Source organism: Leptospira alexanderi serovar Manhao 3 str. L 60, assembly GCF_000243815.2.
GTDB classification, from domain to species: Bacteria; Spirochaetota; Leptospiria; order Leptospirales; family Leptospiraceae; genus Leptospira; species Leptospira alexanderi.
Genome location: NZ_AHMT02000009.1, coordinates 50,001 through 72,491 on the forward strand (window position 1 = coordinate 50,001; position 22,491 = coordinate 72,491).

Sequence of the window (22,491 nt, forward strand, 5' to 3'; positions counted from 1 at the left end):
CGCTGTAGGACAATGAAATCGAAAAATTTTCTAAAAATGCAATTTAAGGCACTTTTTTGGGGGAGCATGGATTTGGAAACGGAAAGGCTTGTTTTAAGGGAGTGGGAAGACGGAGATATGGAACCGTTTTATCAAATGAGTTCCGATCCGATTGTAATGAAATATTTTCCGGTTCTTTTATCAAAGAACGATTCCGAAAGATTCTTTGAAAAGATGAAAGCTCATTTTGCGGAATTCGGATACGGGCTTTGGGTGTTAAAGACGAAACAAACAAAAGAATGGATCGGTTTTACCGGATTTTTGAATGTCGCTTTTTATGCTTCGTTTACTCCCGCCGTGGAAATCGGTTGGAGATTGAATTCTTCTTTTTGGAACCGTGGATATGCGACCGAGGCCGCGTCTTTTTACCTACGTTATGGATTCGAACAATTCAAACTTTCAAAGGTGGGTTTCTTTCACTTCCATTAAAAATGCACGTTCTCAGTCGGTTATGAAGAGAACTGGACAAGACAACTAATGCAAGGCAAAAATCGACTTCATAGTTTATTCACTCAAGCTGGTTTGACTGAAATTACCAAAAAGCATTTGCGAACAAAAGCATCCAGAGAAGCTTCCGTAACTCTACTTCCTGATCGATACAAAAGAGAAGCAGAAATTAAAGAGGCTCTGAAAAAAAATCAGAGTTATGTTCAAACGATCATGTCCATGCCTGGGATCGGTATGATTACTTCTTTGGCGATCATGAGTTATATGGGTGATTGTAAACGATTCTCTTCGGCTAAACAAGCCGCTTACTATGTGGGCTTAGTTCCGAGTGTTGATATTTCGGGAGATACGGTTCGATACGGTAGAATTGTTTCCCGTGGTTGTCATGCAATTCGAAGAGTAATTGTTCAAGCGGCCTGGAGTCTGGTTCGATGTCAGCATGGCGGAAAGATAAAAGAATTCTATCAAAGGTTATACCTTAAAAAAGGAGCTAAAAAATCGATCATCGCTACTTCACGCAAAATGATCGAAGTTCTTTATTCAATGATTCGAACGGGAGATCTTTTTGATTCTATGCCTGAAGAAGTATGGAATCGAAAATTAGCTCAATATGGTCTTATGTAAAAAAAATAGCGGGAGGGCTTGACACAAGAAACATAGGAGAAGTGAGGCGCTTTAGTTTTATCGAGCGCCAATAGAAGACCGCCTGAGTTTCACAAAAATGTGGGAGCTCTTACAGATTACGTCACATTGGCGGTTTATATCGCTTTTATGCGGTTTTCCCTGTCGTTTAGAATTCTAGGAGTTCCTACATTGGACGGTTTTGAGACAAGCTCTGATCTTCGGAAAGAAATGGACAGAATTTTCATCTTTCGATTACTTTGATTTCTCTTTAAACAAACTGAATACTCGGAGATTCGGATGACCAATCCACAGGGGAAATACGTCCTTTCCATCGATAGCGGAGGAAGTGGAATTCGTGCATTTTTACTGGATAGAAAAGGTAAAATCACCGAAAGACAATATGAAAAAACTCCTCCGAACATCCCCGAAATAGGGGCCTTGGAACACGATCCGGAAGTTTTATGGAAGTCTCTACTTTCTCTTTTGAAAAAAATACAAAAGAATAAACAAGTCGCAAAAGAAATAGCAGCATTAGGAATTTGTAATCAACGAGGATCTTTTCTACTATGGGAAAAATCTTCCGGCAAACCCTTGACTCCTTTGATCAGTTGGGCGGATGTTCGTTCGCATAAAACCGCAGAGGCTATGAATCGGAATCCAATCTGGAAAATCATTCGTTTTGTTTCCACACTCGTCGGAAGATTGACGAATCATCCGATGATGATCGCCACTTCCATGCTTAGGTTTACAACCGATCACGCAACTTGTAGACTGAAATGGGTTTTGGACGAAAATCCGGAGTTAAAACGCAGATGTAAAAAGGGCGAAATTCTTTTCGGCACCTTGGATACCTGGTTCATTCATAAACTTACAGGCGGGAAACAACATCTTACTGATTCGTCTAACGCGGTCGCAACCGGAATGTTCAATCCCTTCCAATTGATTTGGAACCAACCGATCCTTACAATTTTTGGAATTCCTGCAAATCTGTTTCCGGAAGTGAAAGACAGCAACGGAGATTTCGGCCATTCCTTGCCTGAGTTTCTAGGAGGACATTCGATACCGATTCGAGCATCGATCGGTGATCAGATGGCCGCTCTTTTCGGACAATGTTGTTTTGAGCCGGGTGAAGTGAAAATCTCCCAAGGCTCCGGAGCTTTCGTAGATATCAACATCGGCCCCAAAGCAAAACTATCCCGACGCGGACTTTTTCCTATGATCGCTTGGAGAATCGACGGTAAAACTACGTATATGTTGGAAGGATACGTTGCGACTGCCGGCACTCTGATTGATTGGCTGGGTAAAGGAATCGGACTTTCCGACACTCCTAAGGTCCTCAACGAACTTGCGGCACAAGCAGAAGATACGGAAGGAATCGTTTTTATTCCAACTCCCACAGGCGCTCGATTTCCTTACTTTAATCCTCGCGCTAAGGCTTCGGTTATCGGTCTTTCTCTCGCATCTCATAGAAGGCATGTAGCGAGAGCCGTCTTGGAAGGAATTGCTCTCAGCCTCTATGAAATCTTGGAAGGGATTCAACAAGATACAAAAGTTAAGATTAAGGATATCAAAGTGGATGGGGGAGTTTCTCAATCCGATATTCTACTCCAATGTCTTTCGGATTTTTCGAACGTGAGAGTGGATCGTGCTCCCGAGCCGGATATGACCGCGACAGGCGCAGCGTATCTTGCGGGTTTATCCATCGGCTTTTGGAAAAATTTAGGAGAACTCAAAAATCTACAAAAAGGTTATAAGTCTTTCGAACCGAAAATGGATTCAACCCAAAGAGCCCAAAAGATTCAACGCTGGAAAAAAGCAGTTACAGCGACTCTTTTCATCGAATGAGTTTCGAAACATAAGACAAAATGGCGCCCCTTCTAGGCTTGAAAAACGTGGGTTAGATGCAAGAATACAAGAAAACCAACAGTAAAGTCAAAAGAAAAGTATGTAGAAATGGATGTTCACAAAGAAACGATCCGGTAAGTTTCTAAAAAATATAGGAGTTCTTACAGATTACGTCCCTTTTGGAGAGTTTATGGTTTTTAAATCACCTTTCCATCGTTACACTAAAAGTTATCTTAAAAGTACTTTATCTTTGCTTAAGATGCCGATTCCAATCATTCTAAGATATTTTTGAAATAAGTTATAGTAAGAATTCCTACAATTCTAAAGTTTTAGGGCAAGTTCTAAACATTCCCAAAGGTAACAGCATAAATTTTGAACATCTTTCCGAACTCAGATATAAAACTGCCGATACGACATCGACAACGGGTCTTATTTTTTATAACCTTAAGTGACAACTGCAACCATTCCGCTTTCATATTCAATCTCTCGCATTTTTGAATTCTTTTTTCTTGCAGGAGTAATATAAATGAATTGAATTGTTCAATTAGAATTATGAAGAAAAATAAAATGATGAAACTATTTAAGTGGACTTTAGGTTTTTTAGGGGTCTTTGCACTGTTCCTCATCGTCACTTTTTATGCAGAAATTCCTAAATACGAATACAAAGTGGTTCCGCTACATTCCGACTTTGACAGTTATTACCACGAAAAACTTCAAATCAGTCGGACTAAAAAAGCAAGACCAGATAATGAGGAGAAATTGGTAAGGTATTCTCCGGGTAAAACCGAACTCGCCGTTTTGTATATCCACGGCTTTGGAGCGTCTCGCGCTGAAGGGGAAGAAGTTACGGATCAACTAGCAAAAGATCTCAAAGCGAATCTTTATTACGTTCGTCTTCCCGGACACGGAACCAATCTGGAAGACCATAGAGACACTACTTTTGCAGAAATTATACAAGATTCCGAAACGGCATTTTTAGAATTTGAAAAACTCGGTAAAAAAACAATTCTAATCGGAACAAGTATGGGCGGATTGATCTCCACGTACTTAGCGGCCAAATATCCGGAAAAAGTACACGCTTTGATTCTTGTTTCTCCTTTTTACGATTTTACAAGCCCTTTGGGCGGTATCTACCAATTTTCCTGGGGAAAAGACTTCGCTCACTTAGTGATGGGAAAAATTCGCAAATCAACGCAAGAACAAAAGCAAGATCCCGCCAGCGCATTCTGGTATAGAGATCAATATCTCGCAGCGGTTCAGAACTTATCCGACTTGAGAGAATACATCTTAGGAACGGATCCGTTCTCCAAAATTACTTCTCCCGTTCTTTTGTTTTATTATTACAAAAACGATCAGGAACAGGATAAATCCGCCTCCGTTCCGTCGATGTTAAACGCATTTGGAAAATTGAATCAGAACGGAAAAGCGAGTCCTTTCAACAAAGCCGTAAAGGTAGAAACAGGAAATCACGTCTTGTTTTCCAAATATATGAAAAGCGACAAAGATCTGATCTTAAAAGAAACGGAAAAATTTATCCAAAAAGTGTTTTTACTCAAAAGATAATTTTTCAACATTCCCGTTCAAAGGACCGCAGGAAAAGTCTTGCGTTGAAAGAACCAAGGAAAAGTTACCAGCTCGGAAAAGCCGCGTATGTATCCTTTACTAAGAGTTCGTTCCAAAACCGCGTGAGCGATTGAGTGCGGAGTCAAGAAATTGAAATTAGAGAAAAAGAATATAATAAAAGTAATATACAATTTCTTGACTGAAACACTGTATTTTGACCCATAGGGAAAAATATTGAGTTCGAGCGCGACTCTGCGCATTAAAACGAAGGAATTCCCGCAGAGGCCCGCTTTTAGGGATCAGAAGTCAGAGATTTTACAGAAGAAGGAAATCAGCCTTTGTTAAAGGCCAATCCATCTATTAGGAAAATGTAACTATCCACTGATTCCTAACCACTAGTATTTATCTCTTCCGTTTTTTAGCGGCCGCTTTTTTCCGAGCGACTTTCTTTTTAGCCGTAGTTTTGGGTTTTACCTTGGTCTTTTTAGCAGAAGACTTTTTCTTGGCCGCCTTCTTTTTCGGAGCGCCCTTTTTCTTGGCTGGAGCTTTTTTCTTAGCGGCTTTTTTAGGCGCGCTTTTCTTCTTAGCCGGAGCAGACACACTCAGCGTTTTTTGAGCAAGCAGAAAAGAACTTTCCGCTAAAGAAAACCAATCTTCCTCGAATTCGACCGGAATTTGGAGCCAATCTTTCATGGCTCTGTTATTATGAGAAGGATCGAAGAGCTTTGCTCCCGGATAACGGGAAATGATCTCTGCGATCTTTTCAGCTCCGAGTTTCAGAACGAGATCTCCTTCAAAGAAAGTGGCAAAAGGTTTCCCTTCTAGATTTAAAGAGTTTAAACCGAACCACTTCCCGGAAGTAATTTCTTTGTGCTTGGTTTGAAAATTATCAGAAAAGGTTTCAAAAAGAAATAGTGACATGCACCAAGAAGAATCCTTTTCCTTCAGTTTTCAAGAAATAAATATTATCGTCAGCCCGATACAACATTGCTTGGGTGATTTTTGAAAAAGCCTAAATCATAGAACGACCTATCAGAATGATTTCCCATCAAACCCCAGACCTAAAAACGTGAGTTCGGCGGTTGAAAATGGGAAAGAATTTTCTAAAAGCAGAAATCCATACAATTTCAGAATTTGTTCGTAAAATCGTGATTTGTGGTAGTTCCCACATTTTAAGAATAGATTTACAAAGTTCAGATCCAACTCTTTTCAGAAAAATGAATCGCGCCGAACTCACGTTAAAAAACGAATAAAGCCGAGCAAGAAAACGGGCAATTCTGTGAGTAATTTAAAACTTCAAAATTCAGCCGCCAAAAACCTATTCTTAGTATCCCGCATTTTTTGAAACTTTATCGACGTCTTTGAACGGATATCGACCCGGTTCGATGAGCCTCTATAATCCTTAGATTCCTATTACGAAAGCTTTCTCATTATAACTTAAAAAACTTATCCCTTGAAATTGAATGTTCTCTCAAGAGTTCTTCCGAAGGTTGGTTATAGGAGCACAAACCGGAATGAACATTTCAGAGAACCAAATTCGGAATTTAAACGAGTCTTTTGATATCATCAATTTGGATAGAATTAAATTCGCAGAAATATTCTTTGTCTATCTCAAAGAGAAAAACCCAAAATTCGAGAATATCTTCTCGAAGATTCAATTAGAAGAAGCTAAATCCTTTATGAATTCCGCACGAAATATCGCTCTTTCCGGCGCTCAAAATGTACAATTAGAAAAAGCGATTCAAGATTTCAAAATGGAATGTATTAAAATCTGCAACCGGACAGAGGAAATTCCCCTTCTAGAAAAAGCCTGGCTTTTTGCGTTGGAAGAATGGCTTGGTCCCTGGTACTCTCACAGAGTGGAAGAAAGTTGGCAAAAAATTTTCCAGATGCTTTACTCCGAAGAAACGACACTGCAATGGAGCCGATAATTTTCAGGTTATTTCCGCTTTTACAGTTCTATTCTCACTGATGCCTACACAATAGATTTGTCTTGAATTTTTGTGACCGAACCGGCGTTTAGAAGCGGAATTTTCGACAATCTATTATTATAACGTGAGTTCGGCGGTTGAAAATGAGAAGAATTTTCTAAAAGTAGAAGTCCCTACTTTTAAAATTTGCTCGTAAAATCGCGATTTGTTGTAGTTCCCACATTTTACTACTCGGACGCATGAAAATGATACTCGAAAATAAGCGGTCGGTTTTGCAAAAGTACAACGGTTCTCAAAAATTAAGTCAAATCGGGAAATCTCGACTTTTTAGAGGAAGATTCCAACATTCTAATTTTCGAAATAGTTTATCATAGTATTTTATTCATGCGTCCGAGTAGTAAGAACAGATTTAGAGAGTTCAAATTCCAACTTCCTACAAAAAAGATGAATCATGGATTTCTTATGCCGAACTCACGTTAGTTAAATTGAGAATTTTTACAACGTAGAAACGATGAATGCAACTTAAGTTTTTGATATTTCTGTTTTGGAAAAATTTCACTTTCTTAAAGTTGAGTGATAGACTTAGAAATTACGATCGGAATATAAAGAATATATCTTAAAAGTCCTTTGTTTTATCCCGAAACGAAGTTTCAAAACGGAACAACACTTTTCAGAAGTCAAAAAGTTTGAAAAAGAGAACTGGCGAACCAAAGATAATGATGATTTACCAATTTATGGCGCATCGGAAATGATGAAATTGATATGCGGAATCTTATTGTCGTTTTAATTTTTATCGTAATTACTTCTTCCGGTTTATTAGCGAAAACTTCCGACCTCAAAGGCGAATGTAAACCAAAAGAATGGATCTGTATTCTTACCCGCAACGAAAATAACAAAGTAGAATTTTACGTTCAAAACCAAACACCTTCGGGAGAATATCCTTTTACAATCTATTTCAATTTCACAACTTTGAATAACTTCGAGTCCGACGTCCCCCTACCATATCGTTTTATTTCCAAAGGCAGTTCGGAACCGAAAAAAATTCTCACGATCAGTCCGATCGACGCTCACAAAGAACGCTCTTACAGCTCAAACATCTATGTAAGAGCGGGGGGTGACGGTTCCAAAGCGAGAAACCTTCCCTATCGTTTACCTTTTGAATCCTCTTCTAGGGTCGGACAAGGATACAACGGAAAGTTCACACATACGGGAATATTCACTTATGCGCTTGATTTCACTCTTTCAGAAGGAAGCCCCGTTCTCGCCGCAAGAGAAGGACTTGTGATCGCAATACAAGACAAATATCAATCCGGAGGAACCTCCTCCTTCTACAAAGACAAAGCGAACTTCATCCAGATTCTACATAAAGACGGAAGTATAGCGGAATACGCTCATTTAAAACACAATGGAGTTTCAGTTCAAATCGGACAAATCGTCCAAACGGGAGAAAGAATTGGCTTCTCCGGAAACACGGGTTTTAGTAGCGCTCCCCATTTACACTTTCATGTTTTAAGACAGAAGGAAGACCTTCAAACCTTAGAATCAATTCCCATTTCTTTCGAAACCGACGAAGGAGTGTTAGACGAGCTTAAAGAAGGTGTAGTCTATTGGAATCCTTCGAACGCCTTGCCCGCGGGCAAAATTTTCTTTGAAGAAGATTTAAAAATTTGCTCTGAATTTATTCAAAAGAAACTTTTCGAATGCGAAGAAAAATTCAATCCGCAAAAACGACCGATTCTCGCACTTGAGGTAAGAAAACCGGGAAAGTATGATCTGAAAGTCGAAGTATGCAATCCGGATTCAATCTGCAAAAGAATCGATTGGACTCTTCAACCCGAGTGGAAATCCTCCGTTTCCTACTTCGACTGGAGTTTGTTTCCCGGACAACCCGGCAAATATAAAATTCAAGTCATCAACGACATCGAAATCATCAAAACCTGGATCGTTGAACGTTAGTTAGGGTATATTAATCTGCGTTTGAAAAATTCCATAAACCGGCAAACTATGAGAAATACAATCTTGAGCATCTCTATATTACCGACTACAATTGTGTTACATCAAAAAAATGGAATATGGATCGTCAAAATCTACGACTATCCCGACTCAAATCGATTCCATATTTAAGGCTAACTTTGAGAAATCGAAGGGCGATCAAAATTTTGAAACCGCTTCCCCGCAAAGACAAAATCCGAAATAAATGTAAAAAGGATTCCTAAATCCGACTTGCTTTTCAACACCGAGTTGATTCTATTCTCCGAAATAACAATCCATGGAGAGTGGAATGCATCCAGCAATCATCGCATTATTAGGTTTTGTATCTTGGACACTCGTGCTCGGACTTTGGTTGGTGAGTATACGATCATTCAGAGTATTGATGGGAACAAACAAATCGGACGAATTTCCCGCAGGAATCAAACACGGAAGCGAATTCTATTGGAGGCTTAACCGAGCTCATCTCAATTGTATAGAGAATCTACCTCTTTTCGGAGTTTTAGTTTTGATCGGCTCTTTCACCGGAGTTTTAGACGAAACATTCGGACTCGTATCGCAGATCGTTTTAGGTGCGAGGATTTTTCAGACTCTCGCTCATCTTAGTTCCGGCTCAGTGCTTGCAATCAATACCCGCTTCACCGGCTTTATTGTACAATACGGAAGTTTTACATATCTTCTTTGGCACATTCTTCACAACACGGGAATCGTTTAATCGGAGAACCGTTTTCGTATTAAATCGACGTGAAAAGAATCAGATTCTAAAACTCTATTTTTTTGGAATCAATGATCTTATTTACGAACCACAGAAGCGGGCTTAAAATTCGAAAAATTTCAGTCTTGTATTGAAAGATATGTAGTTTCCAAACCCGAAGAACACTTCGAAAAAACGAATCGGGCTTTGTTTTTTCCCAGAAAACTTTTTCGTATTTGAAATTCCGAAATTGAATTTTACCGGTACGATTGCGGAAAACCTTCCTCCAAAATGTCTCATTAAAAAAAAGAGACAATGGTAATAGAAGTTTTCGACTCAAGTTTTTCTCCCAAAGGGAAAAGTTAGAAACCGTCTTAAAAATGGATCCGAACGTTATACAATAATTTCTCGAAAGTGATGGAGGTTTTTAAGCAGCCTCTAACCCAATAATCGACAAAATGTCGTATCACTTCGTATGATATAGAATTTGAGTGGAAATGACCCTACTCAACAATCCATTTCCACCGAAAAGCGGAGAAGGTTCCGAAGTTTTAAATTGCAACGGCTCTAAAAAATGGAAATTTTCATCATGGAAAAGTTCTTCAATCCGCCCTTGAGAAGAACAAAATTCCGGTTATCAAGACTCAAAAAGGCAAGATTTTCTGAAAAGAAAATCTACTTGACCAAACATATTTTTTAAGAAGGATTCTTTTTACTCGAACCCTTGTCCGTCTGATTCTTAATTTTATGTTTTCTAAATTTGACTTTCTTCGTAAAAATCTCTACAGCATGGCGGAACTATGCCTCGAGCAAGTGCTTCTTTTAGACGACGCTCTAGAAAAAGACGACAGCGAACTTGCAAAAAAGCTAATTGATCGAGACGATCTAATCGACAATCTCGAAAAACAAAACGACAATCTTTCTCAGAACGCGATTTTGGAAGCGGTAGCCAATCGTAATTCCATGGGAATGGATCAGGTGGATGGAGAAGTCGTTTTAAAACGTGACCCTCTTCGATTCGCACTCTCGGCTATTCGGATCACGAGAAATTTGGAAAGAATGGGAGATCAAATCGTAAACTGTGCCAAATGTTTTCGAAGAGGTTTAATCCCGAAACGATTCTTCTGCGAGGAAGAAATTCTCAACAAACTCTTATCCAGAGTCATTACGATAGTCGGAATGGCTGTTGAATCCTTGGTCGAAGAAAAAAATCGATTCTATGGAAGCGTTCACACTGTGGAAGAAGAGATCAATAACCTCTGTCAATCCGCTTTTTTAAAGTTCGTCATGGATCCAAGATTAGACAAAAACCAGTTTGCCGACGTATACAGACTTATCCTTTGTTTGGAAAGAACCGGAGACTATGCAGTAAATATGGCGGAAGAATTGGTTCGTTTGAATACGGGAATGGATATCAGACACGTTTCCGATCCGGTTCAAGCAATCGCAGAGACCATAAGTTGATCGTTCTTCTTTCACCATACCCAGATATTTGATCGTTTTAGAATATTCCGGAAATATAATTTACCGTCTTTCAAGAATTCGTCGCACACAAGGCGGTCGCGCTTCGAAGAATCATCCCGAAGTTCCGTTTCGGATAAGCGTTCGATTGAATTCGATGCGAAAGCGATTGAGGCGTAGTCAATAAATTGAAACTTAAGACAAAATATCGCATTACGTTTCTTTCATGCAATTTATTGACTGAAGCTGAAAGCGCGGTCCGGCCTTTGCAAGCAAAGGCCGGATTCGCCCTATTTTCTTAGGCGGAATTCATATAATTGATATGTAAACTATTAGAGTTGTTGAAAATTAATTCATTCTTCATCCGTTTCTACTTTCTGGAAACGGTCGATTGAAGCAATTTTGCAAATCGTCACTATGGGATTTTTCGAAAACTCTATTGGATTGGGTACTTTATTATGTAGTTCCGAGCATATCTTGTCGGACAAATCCGCATAACGCTATCACTTATTCTTTCGGATTCACGACGATCGGTAGATTATCCTTACCCTGTGGCACAAAGATCAGCTTGGAATTCGGACTTTCGAATGATTTGTACTGAAGATACCTCGTAGTCAACTTGTCGTTGATAATCACTTGCGACTTCGCTTGCGCCTCAGCCCGAATCAACTGCGCTTCTGCGTCTGCCCGCGCCCTTTTTTTAGCGATCTCAATATTTTTTTCGGCGATTTCCAGTTCGTATTTTTGCTGCTCAAGTTCCTGTTGTTTGGTCAATTTAGTTTCGATTGCGTGTAGCATATTGGAAGAATATTCTATATCGTCCAGAATTACGTCGAATACTTCGATATGTTTTCCTTTCGTTCTTTCGATCACTGCGGTTTTTATGTCTTTCGCCAGAACGGCACTGTTTTTAGAAATCTGAATCATCTGATGATGAGAAACCACATTTCGGATCGAAGCCCTAAACTCCGGTTGCACAATACTTCTGTAATATTCTGGGCCGACCTCTATATGAAGTTGATATACTTCCTCTCGAATCGGTCTCATAATGATAATCGCCTGTACGTCTATCTTCAAATCATCGTTGGTTAGAACATCGACTTTTTCCTTATAAGCGTTCCATTGCGTGGAATAGGTATAAATATCGTTCCAAGGAAGCAACCAATAGAATCCGTTCAACACGGGCTCTTTATGCAATCCGATGTCCGAAAATCCGAAAGGTTTCCAAAAAAGTCCGATTTCTCCGGCTCTTACCGTCGAACCGCAATACAAAGTCGGTAACAAAAACAAAACGAACCAAAATCTTTTTTTATTCATAACCTACCTGCCTAGGACCAAACGAACGTTTTGTTTTCCAAACGTTTTGGATCTACAACTTTTATCATCAGTGAACCTTTATAAAACCTAAAAATAACAATCGATACTTACTTTATAAAAAAGGTCGAGTTGGCAACTCACATCATATCCTTTAAACTTAGGGTTCCACAATTCATTTCATTTGAAAACACGGAGCCGGATTTAATTTTCTCCTTCGAATTCAATCGTAAAACGTTTGATCAGTTTCGGATCCACGTATTTCACGCTCGCATAAAAATCTCTCTTGTGCCCCGATGGAAAACCTTGTATCGCAAACTGACAAGTTTCCAACAGAATATCATCTTTATCGTAAAAGTTCATCGTAAAAAAAGCTTCGGCATGATCTTTTCCGGATAGATTTTCGATTTGTCCATTGATTTCAAGATAGGTGAACTGATCCTGCAATCCTACGTTGTAATATTTGTATTTTCCGTCAATGGTCGGTTCTCCGTTGGATTTGCTCCAAATCAAAACGGGAATCGAAATAAAGAAAAAAAATACATAAGGCGCTACTTCGATTATGATTTTTGTTGAATTTTGAAGAAGCTCTTTGCCGAAAAAAACTGCGATACGAAATTGAACTCTCATACTCGGTTAGAAAGCATATCATTCAATTCAAAAAACGGAAATCTTTTTCCTATATTTTTAAAACTTACGGCGCGTATAAAACCTGCCAGGCAACGTAGTCGTTCTCTTTGCAAGACAAAGATCGGGATAGGCTCTGATCTTCAGATCCGAAAACTTGTGGATAAAATTATGTTACAAACCGATTGACAAAGAGAATGTATCGTAAGCCTGAGTGAGAACCGTGAATTGGGATTATAGGATCACAATGTAATTCAGTTTTTGAATGCGTCACCGTAACGTTCGATCGTTGTCATTTTACCTGCCTTTGGCTGACAACTTTTTCTAAGACGCTACACTCCTACGTTTTATTATGAACTTACCGAATGATTATAACTGATTTCTTTTAAGGTCTTCAGAAATTGTATGAACGTGATTTAACGTGAGTTCGATATAACAAAATGCGAAAGCGATTATATGTTTCGACCCGTAGGGAGAAACATTGAGTTAAATTCCGAAGGAATTGGAGCGAAAAGCGCGGTCGCGAGCCATTTTATCTATGAAATTCGCGAGCGATTCGCCCAAACTTTCTTACGCCGAACTCACGTTGATTTAACTTTAAAAGAAATTTTCATATTAACTTATAGTGTTATATTTTTTTTAAACGTATAATTTTTAGCAACACTAACGACATTTACCAAGCATTTCACTTAACGTGTTCTTACGTATTAACCGTTTTCCGGAACCTCGTCGAGATAACTTTTTAATTCTTCCTTGAGCCCGGGCGGCAATCGAAGCCCGGAACTTTCGATTCTTTCGTTGTATTTGCTGAACGAAAATCTATGTCTGGATGTCCTTAGATAATCTTCCAATGCCTCGGAACCCCAATCGAGTATATCCCGAATGAATTCCTCGTTCTCTTCGAGTTTCTCGCAGTAAGGAATGAACAAAGGGCGATTGACCGGTCTTCCAATCGTTCTATAAAACATCAGTCGTTTGAGCAGATCGCTGTCTTTTAGATTCTCCTTTTGCTCCATCGCCTTTTCTACCATTCTCAGATTGATACAATCTAAAAACTCGACTTTTAAATTTTCGTCGTTTAGACGCTTACGCAGAGAAGTTTTGATTTCTTCGGTTTCGTATAGAAAGTTAGGGCAATATTCAGGGCATTCGACTTCCTTATGAAGATCACAAAAATGAAGAAGAATACAATCTATATCGGACGCGGTTTCCACGATTCCAAAATTGATCGAGCCCAAGATCTCGACTCCGGTATGAAAACCTTTTTCTCCCAGATCTTTCAGAACAATTCGGAAAGCCTGCATTCTTTTCAGAGCTTCCTTCGTATCGTAATTTCGATATTTGTTCTTTAAAGCAATGTATTTCTCGATGAGTTTCGTCATCCGGTAATGTTCCTGAGATACAGGCTCATTCCCCTAAGTACGATTTCCGGAATTTCGTGTCCACCCTGAAAAGCGATCATCTCCCCTTTCCATCCGGCTCCGATCAACAGTTGCTCCAATTTTTTTGCGGCGGGATATCCGAGAACCGGATCCGTTCTTCCATGACTCTGAAAGAATTTATATTCCTTCTTTTTTTCGGCGAGTCTCTTCCAATCCGTTTCACTGATGAGAGTTCCCGATAAAATCATAAGTCCCGCAGGAGCGACTTCGGAATGAAGAGTGATATCGGTCGCAAGCATCGCACCTTGACTAAAACCTCCTAAGATGATCTTATTCATAGGAATTCCGAGACTACGAATCATCTCCATTGCTTTCTCTCGAGCGCTTTCCAATCCCGCCGGATAACGATCGGAAAAATCGCGATAACCTCCGGTCATCATCGCTCTTTGCAAAGCTTCCATATCAATCGGAAACCAAGCCCTTCCGCTATAACCAGGCATCACAGGAACCTCCAAAACTCCATTTGGAAACAACCAATTTGTTCCGTCCGGAAGATCCAAATACGCGCTGAGAGGTGAAAGATCGTATGCGTTTGCTCCGTAACCGTGAAAAAGAACTACCATATATGCTTCGGGATTTCCGGGTAAATGGACGGCTTCGATTGAGCCAACCATTTCCAAGGGACGATTGTAAGAAGATTGCATATTTTAATACTCCAAAAACGAAATAAAAGAATATTCATTGAAACGAATCTATATTCTCAATTCTAAAAGGCAAAGGAAATTCAAAAGAAAGTTTTTACTTGGCAATTCTATTTCTCTTACGGAAATGGAAAGCCAATTAGAAACTCGACGCGAGGGAAATCATGTTTAAACAGTTCGAAGGAAAAGTAGCACTCGTCACCGGAGCTGCGTCTCCGCGCGGTCTCGGAAGAGCGATCGCAAATACAATCGCAAAAGAAGGAGGCGACACAGTGGTAGTCGACTTAAACAAAGAACATATCGAACAAGCCGCCACCGACATCGCCAAAGAATTCGGAGTAAAAACTTTAGGACTTTCATGCAACGTAACCAAACCGGACGATTGCGATTCCGTCATTTCGGGTGTTAAGGAAAAATTCGGCAAACTTGATTTCCTCGTAAACAACGCGGGAGTTCTTAAGGATAATCTTTTTATGAGAATGTCCGAACAAGAATTCGATTTCGTTTTAGACGTTAACTTGAAAGGAGTTTTTTTAATGACTAAGTACGCTTCCAAACTTCTTCTCAAGGCGGAGTCCGGAAGGATCGTTAACATCTCTTCCGTTTCCGGACTTACCGGACAACCGGGACAAGCAAACTATTCCTCTTCCAAAGCCGGCGTAATCGCGCTGACAAAAGTTGCCGCGAGAGAATTTGCGGGAAGAAACGTTCTCGTAAACGCTGTTTGCCCCGGTTACGTTCAAACCGATATGACAGCTTCTTTGCCCGAAGAAGTTCAAAAGAAGTTAACCGATCCTATGTTCATTCCTCTCCGAAGACCGGGCACACAACAAGAGATTGCAAACGCTGTGAAATTCTTTTTAAGCGATCAATCCAATTATATTACAGGAACATATTTGAGAGTGGACGGAGGTGCCGCAATCGGAATGTGATTTGGAAAATTCTTGCGTCCAGTGCAGAACCCACACCAAAGGAAGAAAGCGGGCTCCGGAAAACCGGAATGCTGCTTGAAAAGGAGAAATGATAAGATGACACCTTCACGGAGATCGAATAAAAAAAGAGACACCGACTAATTGAAGTTAGCCGGTGCTTGAATGTGAAAAACAGATATCTGCTATATCTTTTTTGGAATAGTAGATTGATCAGAGCAAGGATCACAAAGATTTTGTTTGTTGACTTTAGGCCGTTTTGCGGCGGCCTCTTTGATATTCTCGACAAAACGATGTTTGTCGGGAATAGCGCCGTTTAAAACTTGATCCGGAGAGAAACCGAACAAGACACCGCTTGGACGAGAGTTGTATTCTGGAACCGCAGCTTTGAGAGTGTCGATCACTTCCTCAAAAGAAACAGGATTTTTAGGAAACAGAAATTCATATTTCATTTTCTTGTTCACGGCTTCGATCATACTGAGCCTCGCAAAAATTAAAATAGCAGAGGGCCAAACTAATATAACGGATGAAAGCGCAAAAGCGGAGCGATTTTGAGAACAAAAACAAAGAAATAAAGAGACAAAATAACTTACGAAATCATGAATATAATGATTTTAGAGATAATTAAAGATAGAATGTAAGACGATAATATAGAAATCGTTTCCCGAAAAGACGGGCTAAAAAAGAAGGAAACAAAAAACGCGTTAGGCTACGTTTTTGTAAGAGTAGATATGGTAAAGTCCGCCTAGAACGGGAGTGGAAATAAGCTTTCCGGTTTTATCTGGCGGCGGCTTCAGAATCGGAGAAGAAACGGGACTGTCTTTGTTGAGAGCCAAATGAGTGCGATGATGATTGTAGAAATGAATGAACTCTTCCAATTTTTTTTCCAAGTGATATTGGTTGAGCGGAATGAAGAAATCCAAAAACTCATTTCTACAAGTTTTAACCCAACGTTCGGCGTAACAGTTCTGCCAAGGAGAACGGATGGCGGTCTTTTTGTGTTTGATACCAATCCGCTCCAAATACTTGGTAAAACGTTTTCCAAAAAGGGAATCGTTATCCGAAAGGAAATAACGTGTTTTCTTTCCCGCTTGAATTTGTTTACGAATCGCGAACTTCAAAACCTTACGCATCCATTTTGTAGTTGGATTTGTATGAATATCAAAATGAAGAATTTGTCTCGAACCGACGTGAAGAAAGAAAACGACACGAAAGATCTCTTTGAAGTTGGAAGAGTAAACGGAAAGAGTATCGGAAACGATCATAGCATCGGCATGCAACAAGTAGAACTCTTTCCAAGAAAGCCGTTTCTTAGGATTGGAAGGTCGTTTGGGCATATATTTTAAAACGGTTTTTTCACAAATAGTATGACCGAGTTTCAAAAGCAAACCGTGCAGTTTGGTCGCTCCCCAAACGTTGTTTTCTTTGGCAACTTTACGAATGAGTTTGATGATATCCCAAGGAGCGGAAGGTCTACCGGATTTTTTTCGTTTCGAAAGCATAGCCCAAAAGATCTTGAGTTTGTTGTTTCTCCATTCGAGAAGAGTTTCGGGAGAAACAAGAATCAAATGTTCTCTCCAATCCCGATCCAGATACGAAAGGACAACAAGCTTCAATCTTTCAAAGGGTTTTGTATGAAATTTCTTTTTCTTTCGTTTGTAGGCGACAAGCTGACTTTTAAGAAACAAAACCCGAGCGGTTTTTTGGGACTCTTTTCGAATCTTACAAAGAAAATGGAAAAGAAATATGAAATTGAGAAAGAGAGAGATCTCGTAAAACAAACGTTAGTTCCTTCTTGGATATACAATGAGTTTCGAATAAACTACATTCGAAACTTTAAAGTTTTATTACGATTGCTTCTATTTTCTTGACAAACATTGTTAAGACGTTACTCTTTACAATATGCGAAGAAAGAGTTGTAATTTTTTTGTGTTTCATTTTCTTTTTTACAAAACTACGCTTCGCTGCACCGGCGGTGCGAAGAGTTTTTTGAAAGCGATTTTCTTTCAAGTCAGAGAGATCTAAAAGAGGAAAAGAAATGACATCGACCCAGGAAGCGGAGGAAACTAAAGTGCCACGGCTCTCTATGGATCGCCGCGGAGGAAACTCAGCGCCGCGCTCACACGCGGCAGGGATCGAAGCGTGGTCAATAAATTGGGAATGAGGGTAATATTTTGTATATCGTTACTTTCTTTCAATTTATTGACCGGAGCCGAGAGCCCGGTTTCGGAGAAAGGAAAACGAATCAGCAATATAGAATACAATAGAACCTTAAAATACGAAAGATACTTTCTCCGAAAGCCGCCCTCTTTCCTAACCCCTAAACCCTATCCACTAGCCCCTAGTAAAGGCGGAATGAGTCCGCAGGCGTGGGCGCAGGGCCAGGTGAAACAGATGGCACAGTCAGCGATGGCGACTGTAGCCGCGAATACGTTTCATCTTTCACCGGAAGCAGCGTCTTTGTTGTCCGGGGCATTACTGGACAAACAGGCGGCGGACAAAGCCAAGAACGAACTTGGTAAGAGCGGTCCGATGCTTTCGATGAACCGATTGGAAGGAATGATGCCAACGCTCTTGGGCCCGGTCTACGGCGGTCTTGTCGAGTTAGGATCTTCACTTTTAGATCCCTCTAAAAATCAAAGCAGAGCGGCGCTTAGAGCGTATGAAGAAGACAAACTACAATTGATGGGACAGGCGATTCGAGAGGTAGGCAAATCCCAAGATATGCCTACGGAACTTGTGAATCAGTTGTCACAATACGCGATGGACTGGAAGCGATCGAACGATGCAAAGAATGCGTTAGGATACAAAAGCAACAATCCATTGACCAGCGCTTTGGGCTCGATCAGAAATACGGTCACGAGTTGGGCGGGAGAAGCGGTGAGCGGTATGACAAGTGTCGCGACACACTACTTGCGCGGATACGGAGTGATCAGCCATGATGAGATGAATCGTTTCAATCAAGATATTCGAACGACAGTGAACGATTTGAAACACAAAAGTGAGAAAGAAGCCATCGCAACCTGGAACGCAGACGAGATTCAAAGTTACGGATTAGCGGTGAAAGAATACGGCAAAACCCAAGGTTGGTCTCAAGAGACGATCGAAGCGTATTCGAAAGCGGCGATGGAATATGCGACAAGGGAACAAGCAAAGAGCGCACTTGCTAAACAGACACAAGTATTAGATACGTTGAAAGCGATAAGCGGAGTTGGGTTAGTGGACAAGTATCTGTTTAACAACGGCCTGACAACAATGCTCGTAAAAGGAATGCGAGGAATGGTAACGAGCCTTGGCGATATCACGAACGACTTAGGGCTTTTGTCAGACAATGATTTGGATGATTTGTACAAACAGAGTAAGTCCTGGACAAGCAGCATAACGTTGTCAGATTTGCAAGCACAGACACAAACAGGAATTGTAAATCTACATGATGCACAGAAAGCACAAGTACGGGAAATGATGTTTACTGAGATCGGTAAGATCTTGTCTCCTTCACTTGGAGGAATGGATCCTACTCAAATCGGCCAACTTCTAAAATACCAAATGGATCAGAAGCAAGCCAAAGAGGATGCAAAGGACCAAAAACTCAAAGATGCGGGAACCGTAGTATCCGTAGCTGCAGCTGCGGCGTTGACGGTAGCAACAGCGGGAGGTGGAGCTCCGATCATGACATCGATCATAGCGGGAACAGCAACCACCACACAATATGTGGCGGCAGTAGCAATCACAGCAGCGAACGCAGGAGTGCAAGCATACGTAGCAGGAGAGACGGGCGGCGGAAACAACGGCGCGATAGCGGGAGCGGCTAACGCAGCGATATCCACAATCACAGCGGGAGCAGGTTCCGCATTTACAGGATATGTAAGTTGGACACCACATCGTACAGGTAACTTGTTCACAGGAGAAGACGCTGTAACAGGAGGCTGGGGAGGAGGAATCTCGGGATCCTTCCAAGGAACTTCTGGATTATTAAAAGGTGTCGGTTTAACGGGAGGACTAAGCTTTCAACCTGGAAGTGGAGTTGGAGTGAACATGAATGTAAACTTTCCGGGAACACTTGGATTACCAAAAGGAACGTTCTTAGGAATCAACTACCAAACAGGCAGCGGCAATTACACGGCAAGCGGTGGATTTAATATCTATCAAAACGGAAATTCTTCCACTGGAATTTCGTTAAGTGCGAGTAACAGCGGATATGCGAGCGTTGGACTCAACTACAACAAAGACGGAAGCTCTTTCTTAAACAGACTGCAAGGTTATTCCCTGAACATCGGAAGCGACGGTTTACTTTCTTTACACAATCAATTCCGAGGAGCGGATGTATTATCACTCGGATACAACTTCAATACGCACACTTTTGATCCGATCGGAATCAATCAAAACTTTCAAAACGATTACAACAATTCAGTGACTCAAGAGAACGCGGCGGCTAACGCAGCAGCATCGGCAGAGAAGAGACAAGAATGGCTGGATCAGCAACGAACCAAACCTGGTTACGAAGGCTTGAGCGACCAAGCAGTGTTTGACAAATACAAGTTGGAGAACAGCGGAGTAGGTGGAAGTCGTTTGGATTTACCTTCTCAAGTGTTTGGTAGCTTGGGAGATATGTTCGGAGGTTCATTAGGTTTATTTAATTCGAGTGGGGAAGGTTATCTAAACTCGCAAGGTGAATTTGTTCCAAGGACTTGTTTTACCGCGGGGACGTTAGTTCATACCAAGAGTGGGACAAAGAAGATTGAGGAAGTGAAAGTTGGTGACCAAGTGTTGTCTTGGGATGAGGAGAGCGGGGAGCAGGGATATCACCGAGTCGTAAAAACGTTTCAAAGAGAAGTTAACGTAGTTTATACGCTTCACTATTCCAATGGCACACAAGTAGAAACAACGGATGAACATCCTTTTTACATTGAAGGGAAAGGCTGGGTTCCTGCTAAGGATTTAAGATCGGGTGACAGATCTGTTCTTTCGAACGAGAAAACATTAGAGATTGAATCGATTACAATATCCGAAAGAACAACTACAGTTTACAACTTTGAAGTTGAGGACGCTCATTCGTATTACGTGAGTGAAGTTGGGATTTTAGTTCACAATGATTGTGTGGTTACGGGTCCTAGTATGTCGTTAGAAGCGTTTAACGCGCTTTTGAAGTATATGCCAGGAGCTTCCGAAGCGGAGATAGAGGCAGCGAGAAAATTAATAGAGATCGGTAATCGTCCCGTTGATGGAACCATGGATGCGGTTTTTGATGTTGCAGCGTATATTGATGCAGCCTGCAAGAACGGTTGTCCTCCTGATATTGCGATGGCTCCGGTAAAACTTGGTGTGAGCGGTTTAAAGGTAGCTTCGGAGCTGATTCGAAGTGGTAGATTTAAAGAAGCCTTGAGTTTATTTGGAACTGGTGTCAAGAATTGGGTGAGAGGAGGTAGTGATGAAACTACAGATTTTTTAAAAACGGCTAATGCGTCGTTTAAAGGACAAGAATTATCGAATGCTGGTAGAGCAGTTACAAAACATCCAGAGTATTTTGGTTTCAGTTCAACTGAGGATTTACAAAAAATTTATAGTTCACCGCAAGCTATTAATGAATTAGCACAGCAAAAAATAACTGATCTATTACAAAATGGAGTGCGAACTACTGGAGCAGGTGGTCGTTATCCCAATGGTTGGGTTACTTATACGGCAGTGTCAGCAATCCTGTGTAAATAACTTTCTTAAAACGAATCCAATTTCAATCGATCTCCGAAAAGAATCGAAAACTGGTTCATAGCTTGAACTCGAGCGACTCGGCTCTCTAAGGATCGCTCGTCATCCCAATCTTGAATCGGCATGGTCCATTTTTTAGACATATTATTCAAAGCTAAATAGAGAAGCTTGATTGCCGCCTCATCGTTCGGAAACGAACCCCGATTCTTGATAATCTTTCTTAAGCCCATATTCATAGATTCGATAGCATTTGTAGTGTATATCGCCTTACGAATGTTAGGTGGATAGGCCAAAAAGGAATCACCGAATCCCAGTTACTTCTCCAAGACTTGCTGATCATCGGATATTGACTGTCCCATTTGGTTGAAAAATCATCAAGGCTTTTCTTAGCAATTTCTTCCGATGGAGTATTTGTAGATGGCCTTTAGGTCGACTACCAACTCTTTCCTCTGTTTGTAAGAAACCCATTTCAAAGAATTCCTAACCATATGAACGATACAAAGTTGAACTTGTGCATTAGGAAAAACTGATATGATTGTATCCGGAAATCCTTTCAATCCGTCGACACAAGCGATTAAGATATCTTCAACGCCTCGATTCTTTAAGTCGGTTAAAATCTGAAGCCAGAACTTTGCCCCTTCGGTGCGTTCTACCCAGATCCCAAGAATCTCCTTTGTGCCCTGTAGATTGATTCCTACTGATCTCTAACATAAAGGAGTACCGCCAATTTTAGCACAAATCCCCGTTTAGACGCAGAATTTTGGACACTCTATTATGTAGATTGATTCCTAAAGCCAAATGAAGGCTTTGTTCACGACGTGGTTGCCATCTCGAACCTTCACGATCAACGCATCCATGATGAGAATCGGATACACTTTATCCAAGGGTCGATTCTGCCATTCGATCACTGTTTCCATTACGGAATCCGTTACTTGAGAAATTAAATCCGCCGAGACTTCAACTTGATAAATTTCTTTCAGGTGTTGAGATATTTCTCGAGTTGTCATTCCGCGTGAATACATCGAGATGATCTTTTCATCGAAGCCGGTAAATCGTGTCTGTCCTTTCCGGATTATCTGAGGTTCAAAGCTTCCGTTTCTATCTCGAGGAACTTCCAAGTCAATTGTCCCAAAGTCTCCTTTGAGCTTCTTACTACTTTTTCCATTTCTTGAATTGCCTGTGTTATTGCCCAAGCTATCGTGCTTCTCATATCCAAGATGATGCGTCATCTCTCCTTGCATT

General features: G+C 40.7%; 15 protein-coding genes and 4 pseudogenes. 11 read left to right on the forward strand and 8 right to left on the reverse strand.

Features of this window, described 5'->3' with window-relative positions; all coding sequences use genetic code 11:
* Nucleotides 1–66: 66 nt before the first annotated feature.
* From LEP1GSC062_RS03005 to LEP1GSC062_RS03025, 4 genes and pseudogenes are all read left to right on the forward strand, one after another.
* Nucleotides 67–505: pseudogene (locus tag LEP1GSC062_RS03005) on the forward strand (GNAT family N-acetyltransferase); the annotation flags it as partial.
* Nucleotides 493–1,110 (forward strand): annotated as a pseudogene (locus tag LEP1GSC062_RS03010) (IS110 family transposase); the annotation flags it as partial. The pseudogenes LEP1GSC062_RS03005 and LEP1GSC062_RS03010, both read left to right, overlap by 13 nt.
* Before the next feature lie 297 nt (nucleotides 1,111–1,407).
* Entirely contained in the window at nucleotides 1,408–2,955 is a 1,548-nt protein-coding gene (locus LEP1GSC062_RS03015) for a glycerol kinase 5 (RefSeq protein ID WP_010579055.1), read from the forward strand.
* Nucleotides 2,956–3,507: 552 nt separating this feature from the next.
* A complete protein-coding gene (locus LEP1GSC062_RS03025; RefSeq protein WP_039941023.1) occupies nucleotides 3,508–4,518 on the forward strand; it encodes an alpha/beta hydrolase in 1,011 nt (336 codons plus the stop codon).
* A gap of 402 nt (nucleotides 4,519–4,920) precedes the next feature.
* Here the strand turns inward: LEP1GSC062_RS03025 and LEP1GSC062_RS03030 are convergent, their stop codons facing one another.
* Nucleotides 4,921–5,439 (reverse strand): hypothetical protein, encoded by a 519-nt coding sequence (locus LEP1GSC062_RS03030; RefSeq protein ID WP_010579057.1) that lies wholly within the window; start codon nucleotides 5,437–5,439, stop codon nucleotides 4,921–4,923.
* A 593-nt stretch (nucleotides 5,440–6,032) separates the two neighbouring features.
* On the opposite strand from LEP1GSC062_RS03030, the gene LEP1GSC062_RS03035 reads away from it, so the two are divergent.
* The 4 genes from LEP1GSC062_RS03035 (at nucleotide 6,033) to LEP1GSC062_RS03055 (ending at nucleotide 10,596) form a co-directional block, all read left to right on the forward strand.
* Complete coding sequence (locus LEP1GSC062_RS03035; RefSeq protein ID WP_002615304.1) at nucleotides 6,033–6,449, forward strand: globin family protein; 417 nt, start codon at nucleotides 6,033–6,035, stop codon at nucleotides 6,447–6,449.
* Between the two features lie 762 nt (nucleotides 6,450–7,211).
* Entirely contained in the window at nucleotides 7,212–8,405 is a 1,194-nt protein-coding gene (locus tag LEP1GSC062_RS03040; RefSeq protein WP_010579059.1) for a M23 family metallopeptidase, read from the forward strand.
* A gap of 373 nt (nucleotides 8,406–8,778) precedes the next feature.
* On the forward strand, nucleotides 8,779–9,153 hold the full coding sequence (locus tag LEP1GSC062_RS03045; RefSeq protein ID WP_341853162.1) for an MAPEG family protein: 375 nt from the start codon (nucleotides 8,779–8,781) through the stop codon (nucleotides 9,151–9,153).
* A 726-nt stretch (nucleotides 9,154–9,879) separates the two neighbouring features.
* Nucleotides 9,880–10,596, forward strand: coding sequence for a phosphate signaling complex PhoU family protein (locus tag LEP1GSC062_RS03055; RefSeq protein WP_002748660.1), 717 nt, complete (start codon nucleotides 9,880–9,882; stop codon nucleotides 10,594–10,596).
* A 504-nt stretch (nucleotides 10,597–11,100) separates the two neighbouring features.
* Here LEP1GSC062_RS03055 and LEP1GSC062_RS03060 read toward each other — a convergent pair.
* A complete protein-coding gene (locus LEP1GSC062_RS03060; protein WP_020983366.1) occupies nucleotides 11,101–11,910 on the reverse strand; it encodes a prohibitin family protein in 810 nt (269 codons plus the stop codon).
* Nucleotides 11,911–12,111: 201 nt separating this feature from the next.
* On the reverse strand, nucleotides 12,112–12,537 hold the full coding sequence (locus LEP1GSC062_RS03065; RefSeq protein WP_020983372.1) for an FxLYD domain-containing protein: 426 nt from the start codon (nucleotides 12,535–12,537) through the stop codon (nucleotides 12,112–12,114).
* Between the two features lie 453 nt (nucleotides 12,538–12,990).
* On the opposite strand from LEP1GSC062_RS03065, the gene LEP1GSC062_RS25735 reads away from it, so the two are divergent.
* A complete protein-coding gene (locus LEP1GSC062_RS25735) occupies nucleotides 12,991–13,185 on the forward strand; it encodes a hypothetical protein (RefSeq protein ID WP_010579064.1) in 195 nt (64 codons plus the stop codon).
* A 56-nt stretch (nucleotides 13,186–13,241) separates the two neighbouring features.
* On the opposite strand, the gene LEP1GSC062_RS03075 is transcribed toward LEP1GSC062_RS25735, so the two are convergent.
* Both LEP1GSC062_RS03075 and LEP1GSC062_RS03080 read right to left on the reverse strand, forming a co-directional pair.
* Nucleotides 13,242–13,916 carry a hypothetical protein gene (locus LEP1GSC062_RS03075; RefSeq protein WP_010579065.1) on the reverse strand — a complete coding sequence of 225 codons (675 nt, stop codon included), beginning with the start codon at nucleotides 13,914–13,916 and terminating at the stop codon, nucleotides 13,242–13,244.
* On the reverse strand, nucleotides 13,913–14,620 hold the full coding sequence (locus LEP1GSC062_RS03080; RefSeq protein WP_010579066.1) for an alpha/beta hydrolase: 708 nt from the start codon (nucleotides 14,618–14,620) through the stop codon (nucleotides 13,913–13,915). The genes LEP1GSC062_RS03075 and LEP1GSC062_RS03080 overlap by 4 nt, the downstream gene beginning before the upstream one ends.
* 161 nt (nucleotides 14,621–14,781) lie before the next feature.
* Between LEP1GSC062_RS03080 and LEP1GSC062_RS03085 the strand changes: the two genes are divergently transcribed.
* Complete coding sequence (locus LEP1GSC062_RS03085; RefSeq protein WP_020983375.1) at nucleotides 14,782–15,549, forward strand: glucose 1-dehydrogenase; 768 nt, start codon at nucleotides 14,782–14,784, stop codon at nucleotides 15,547–15,549.
* 182 nt (nucleotides 15,550–15,731) lie between these two features.
* Here LEP1GSC062_RS03085 and LEP1GSC062_RS03090 read toward each other — a convergent pair.
* Both LEP1GSC062_RS03090 and LEP1GSC062_RS03095 read right to left on the reverse strand, forming a co-directional pair.
* Nucleotides 15,732–16,025, reverse strand: a pseudogene (locus tag LEP1GSC062_RS03090) (transposase); the annotation flags it as partial.
* A gap of 225 nt (nucleotides 16,026–16,250) precedes the next feature.
* On the reverse strand, nucleotides 16,251–17,327 hold the full coding sequence (locus LEP1GSC062_RS03095; RefSeq protein WP_020983346.1) for an integrase core domain-containing protein: 1,077 nt from the start codon (nucleotides 17,325–17,327) through the stop codon (nucleotides 16,251–16,253).
* A gap of 379 nt (nucleotides 17,328–17,706) precedes the next feature.
* Between LEP1GSC062_RS03095 and LEP1GSC062_RS20935 the strand changes: the two genes are divergently transcribed.
* The gene (locus LEP1GSC062_RS20935) at nucleotides 17,707–21,252 is read left to right on the forward strand and encodes a TIGR04388 family protein (protein WP_244265079.1); all 3,546 of its coding nucleotides are present in this window, start codon (nucleotides 17,707–17,709) and stop codon (nucleotides 21,250–21,252) included.
* Between the two features lie 5 nt (nucleotides 21,253–21,257).
* Here LEP1GSC062_RS20935 and LEP1GSC062_RS03105 read toward each other — a convergent pair.
* A pseudogene (locus LEP1GSC062_RS03105) lies at nucleotides 21,258–22,490 on the reverse strand (IS256 family transposase).
* Nucleotide 22,491 lies beyond the last annotated feature (1 nt).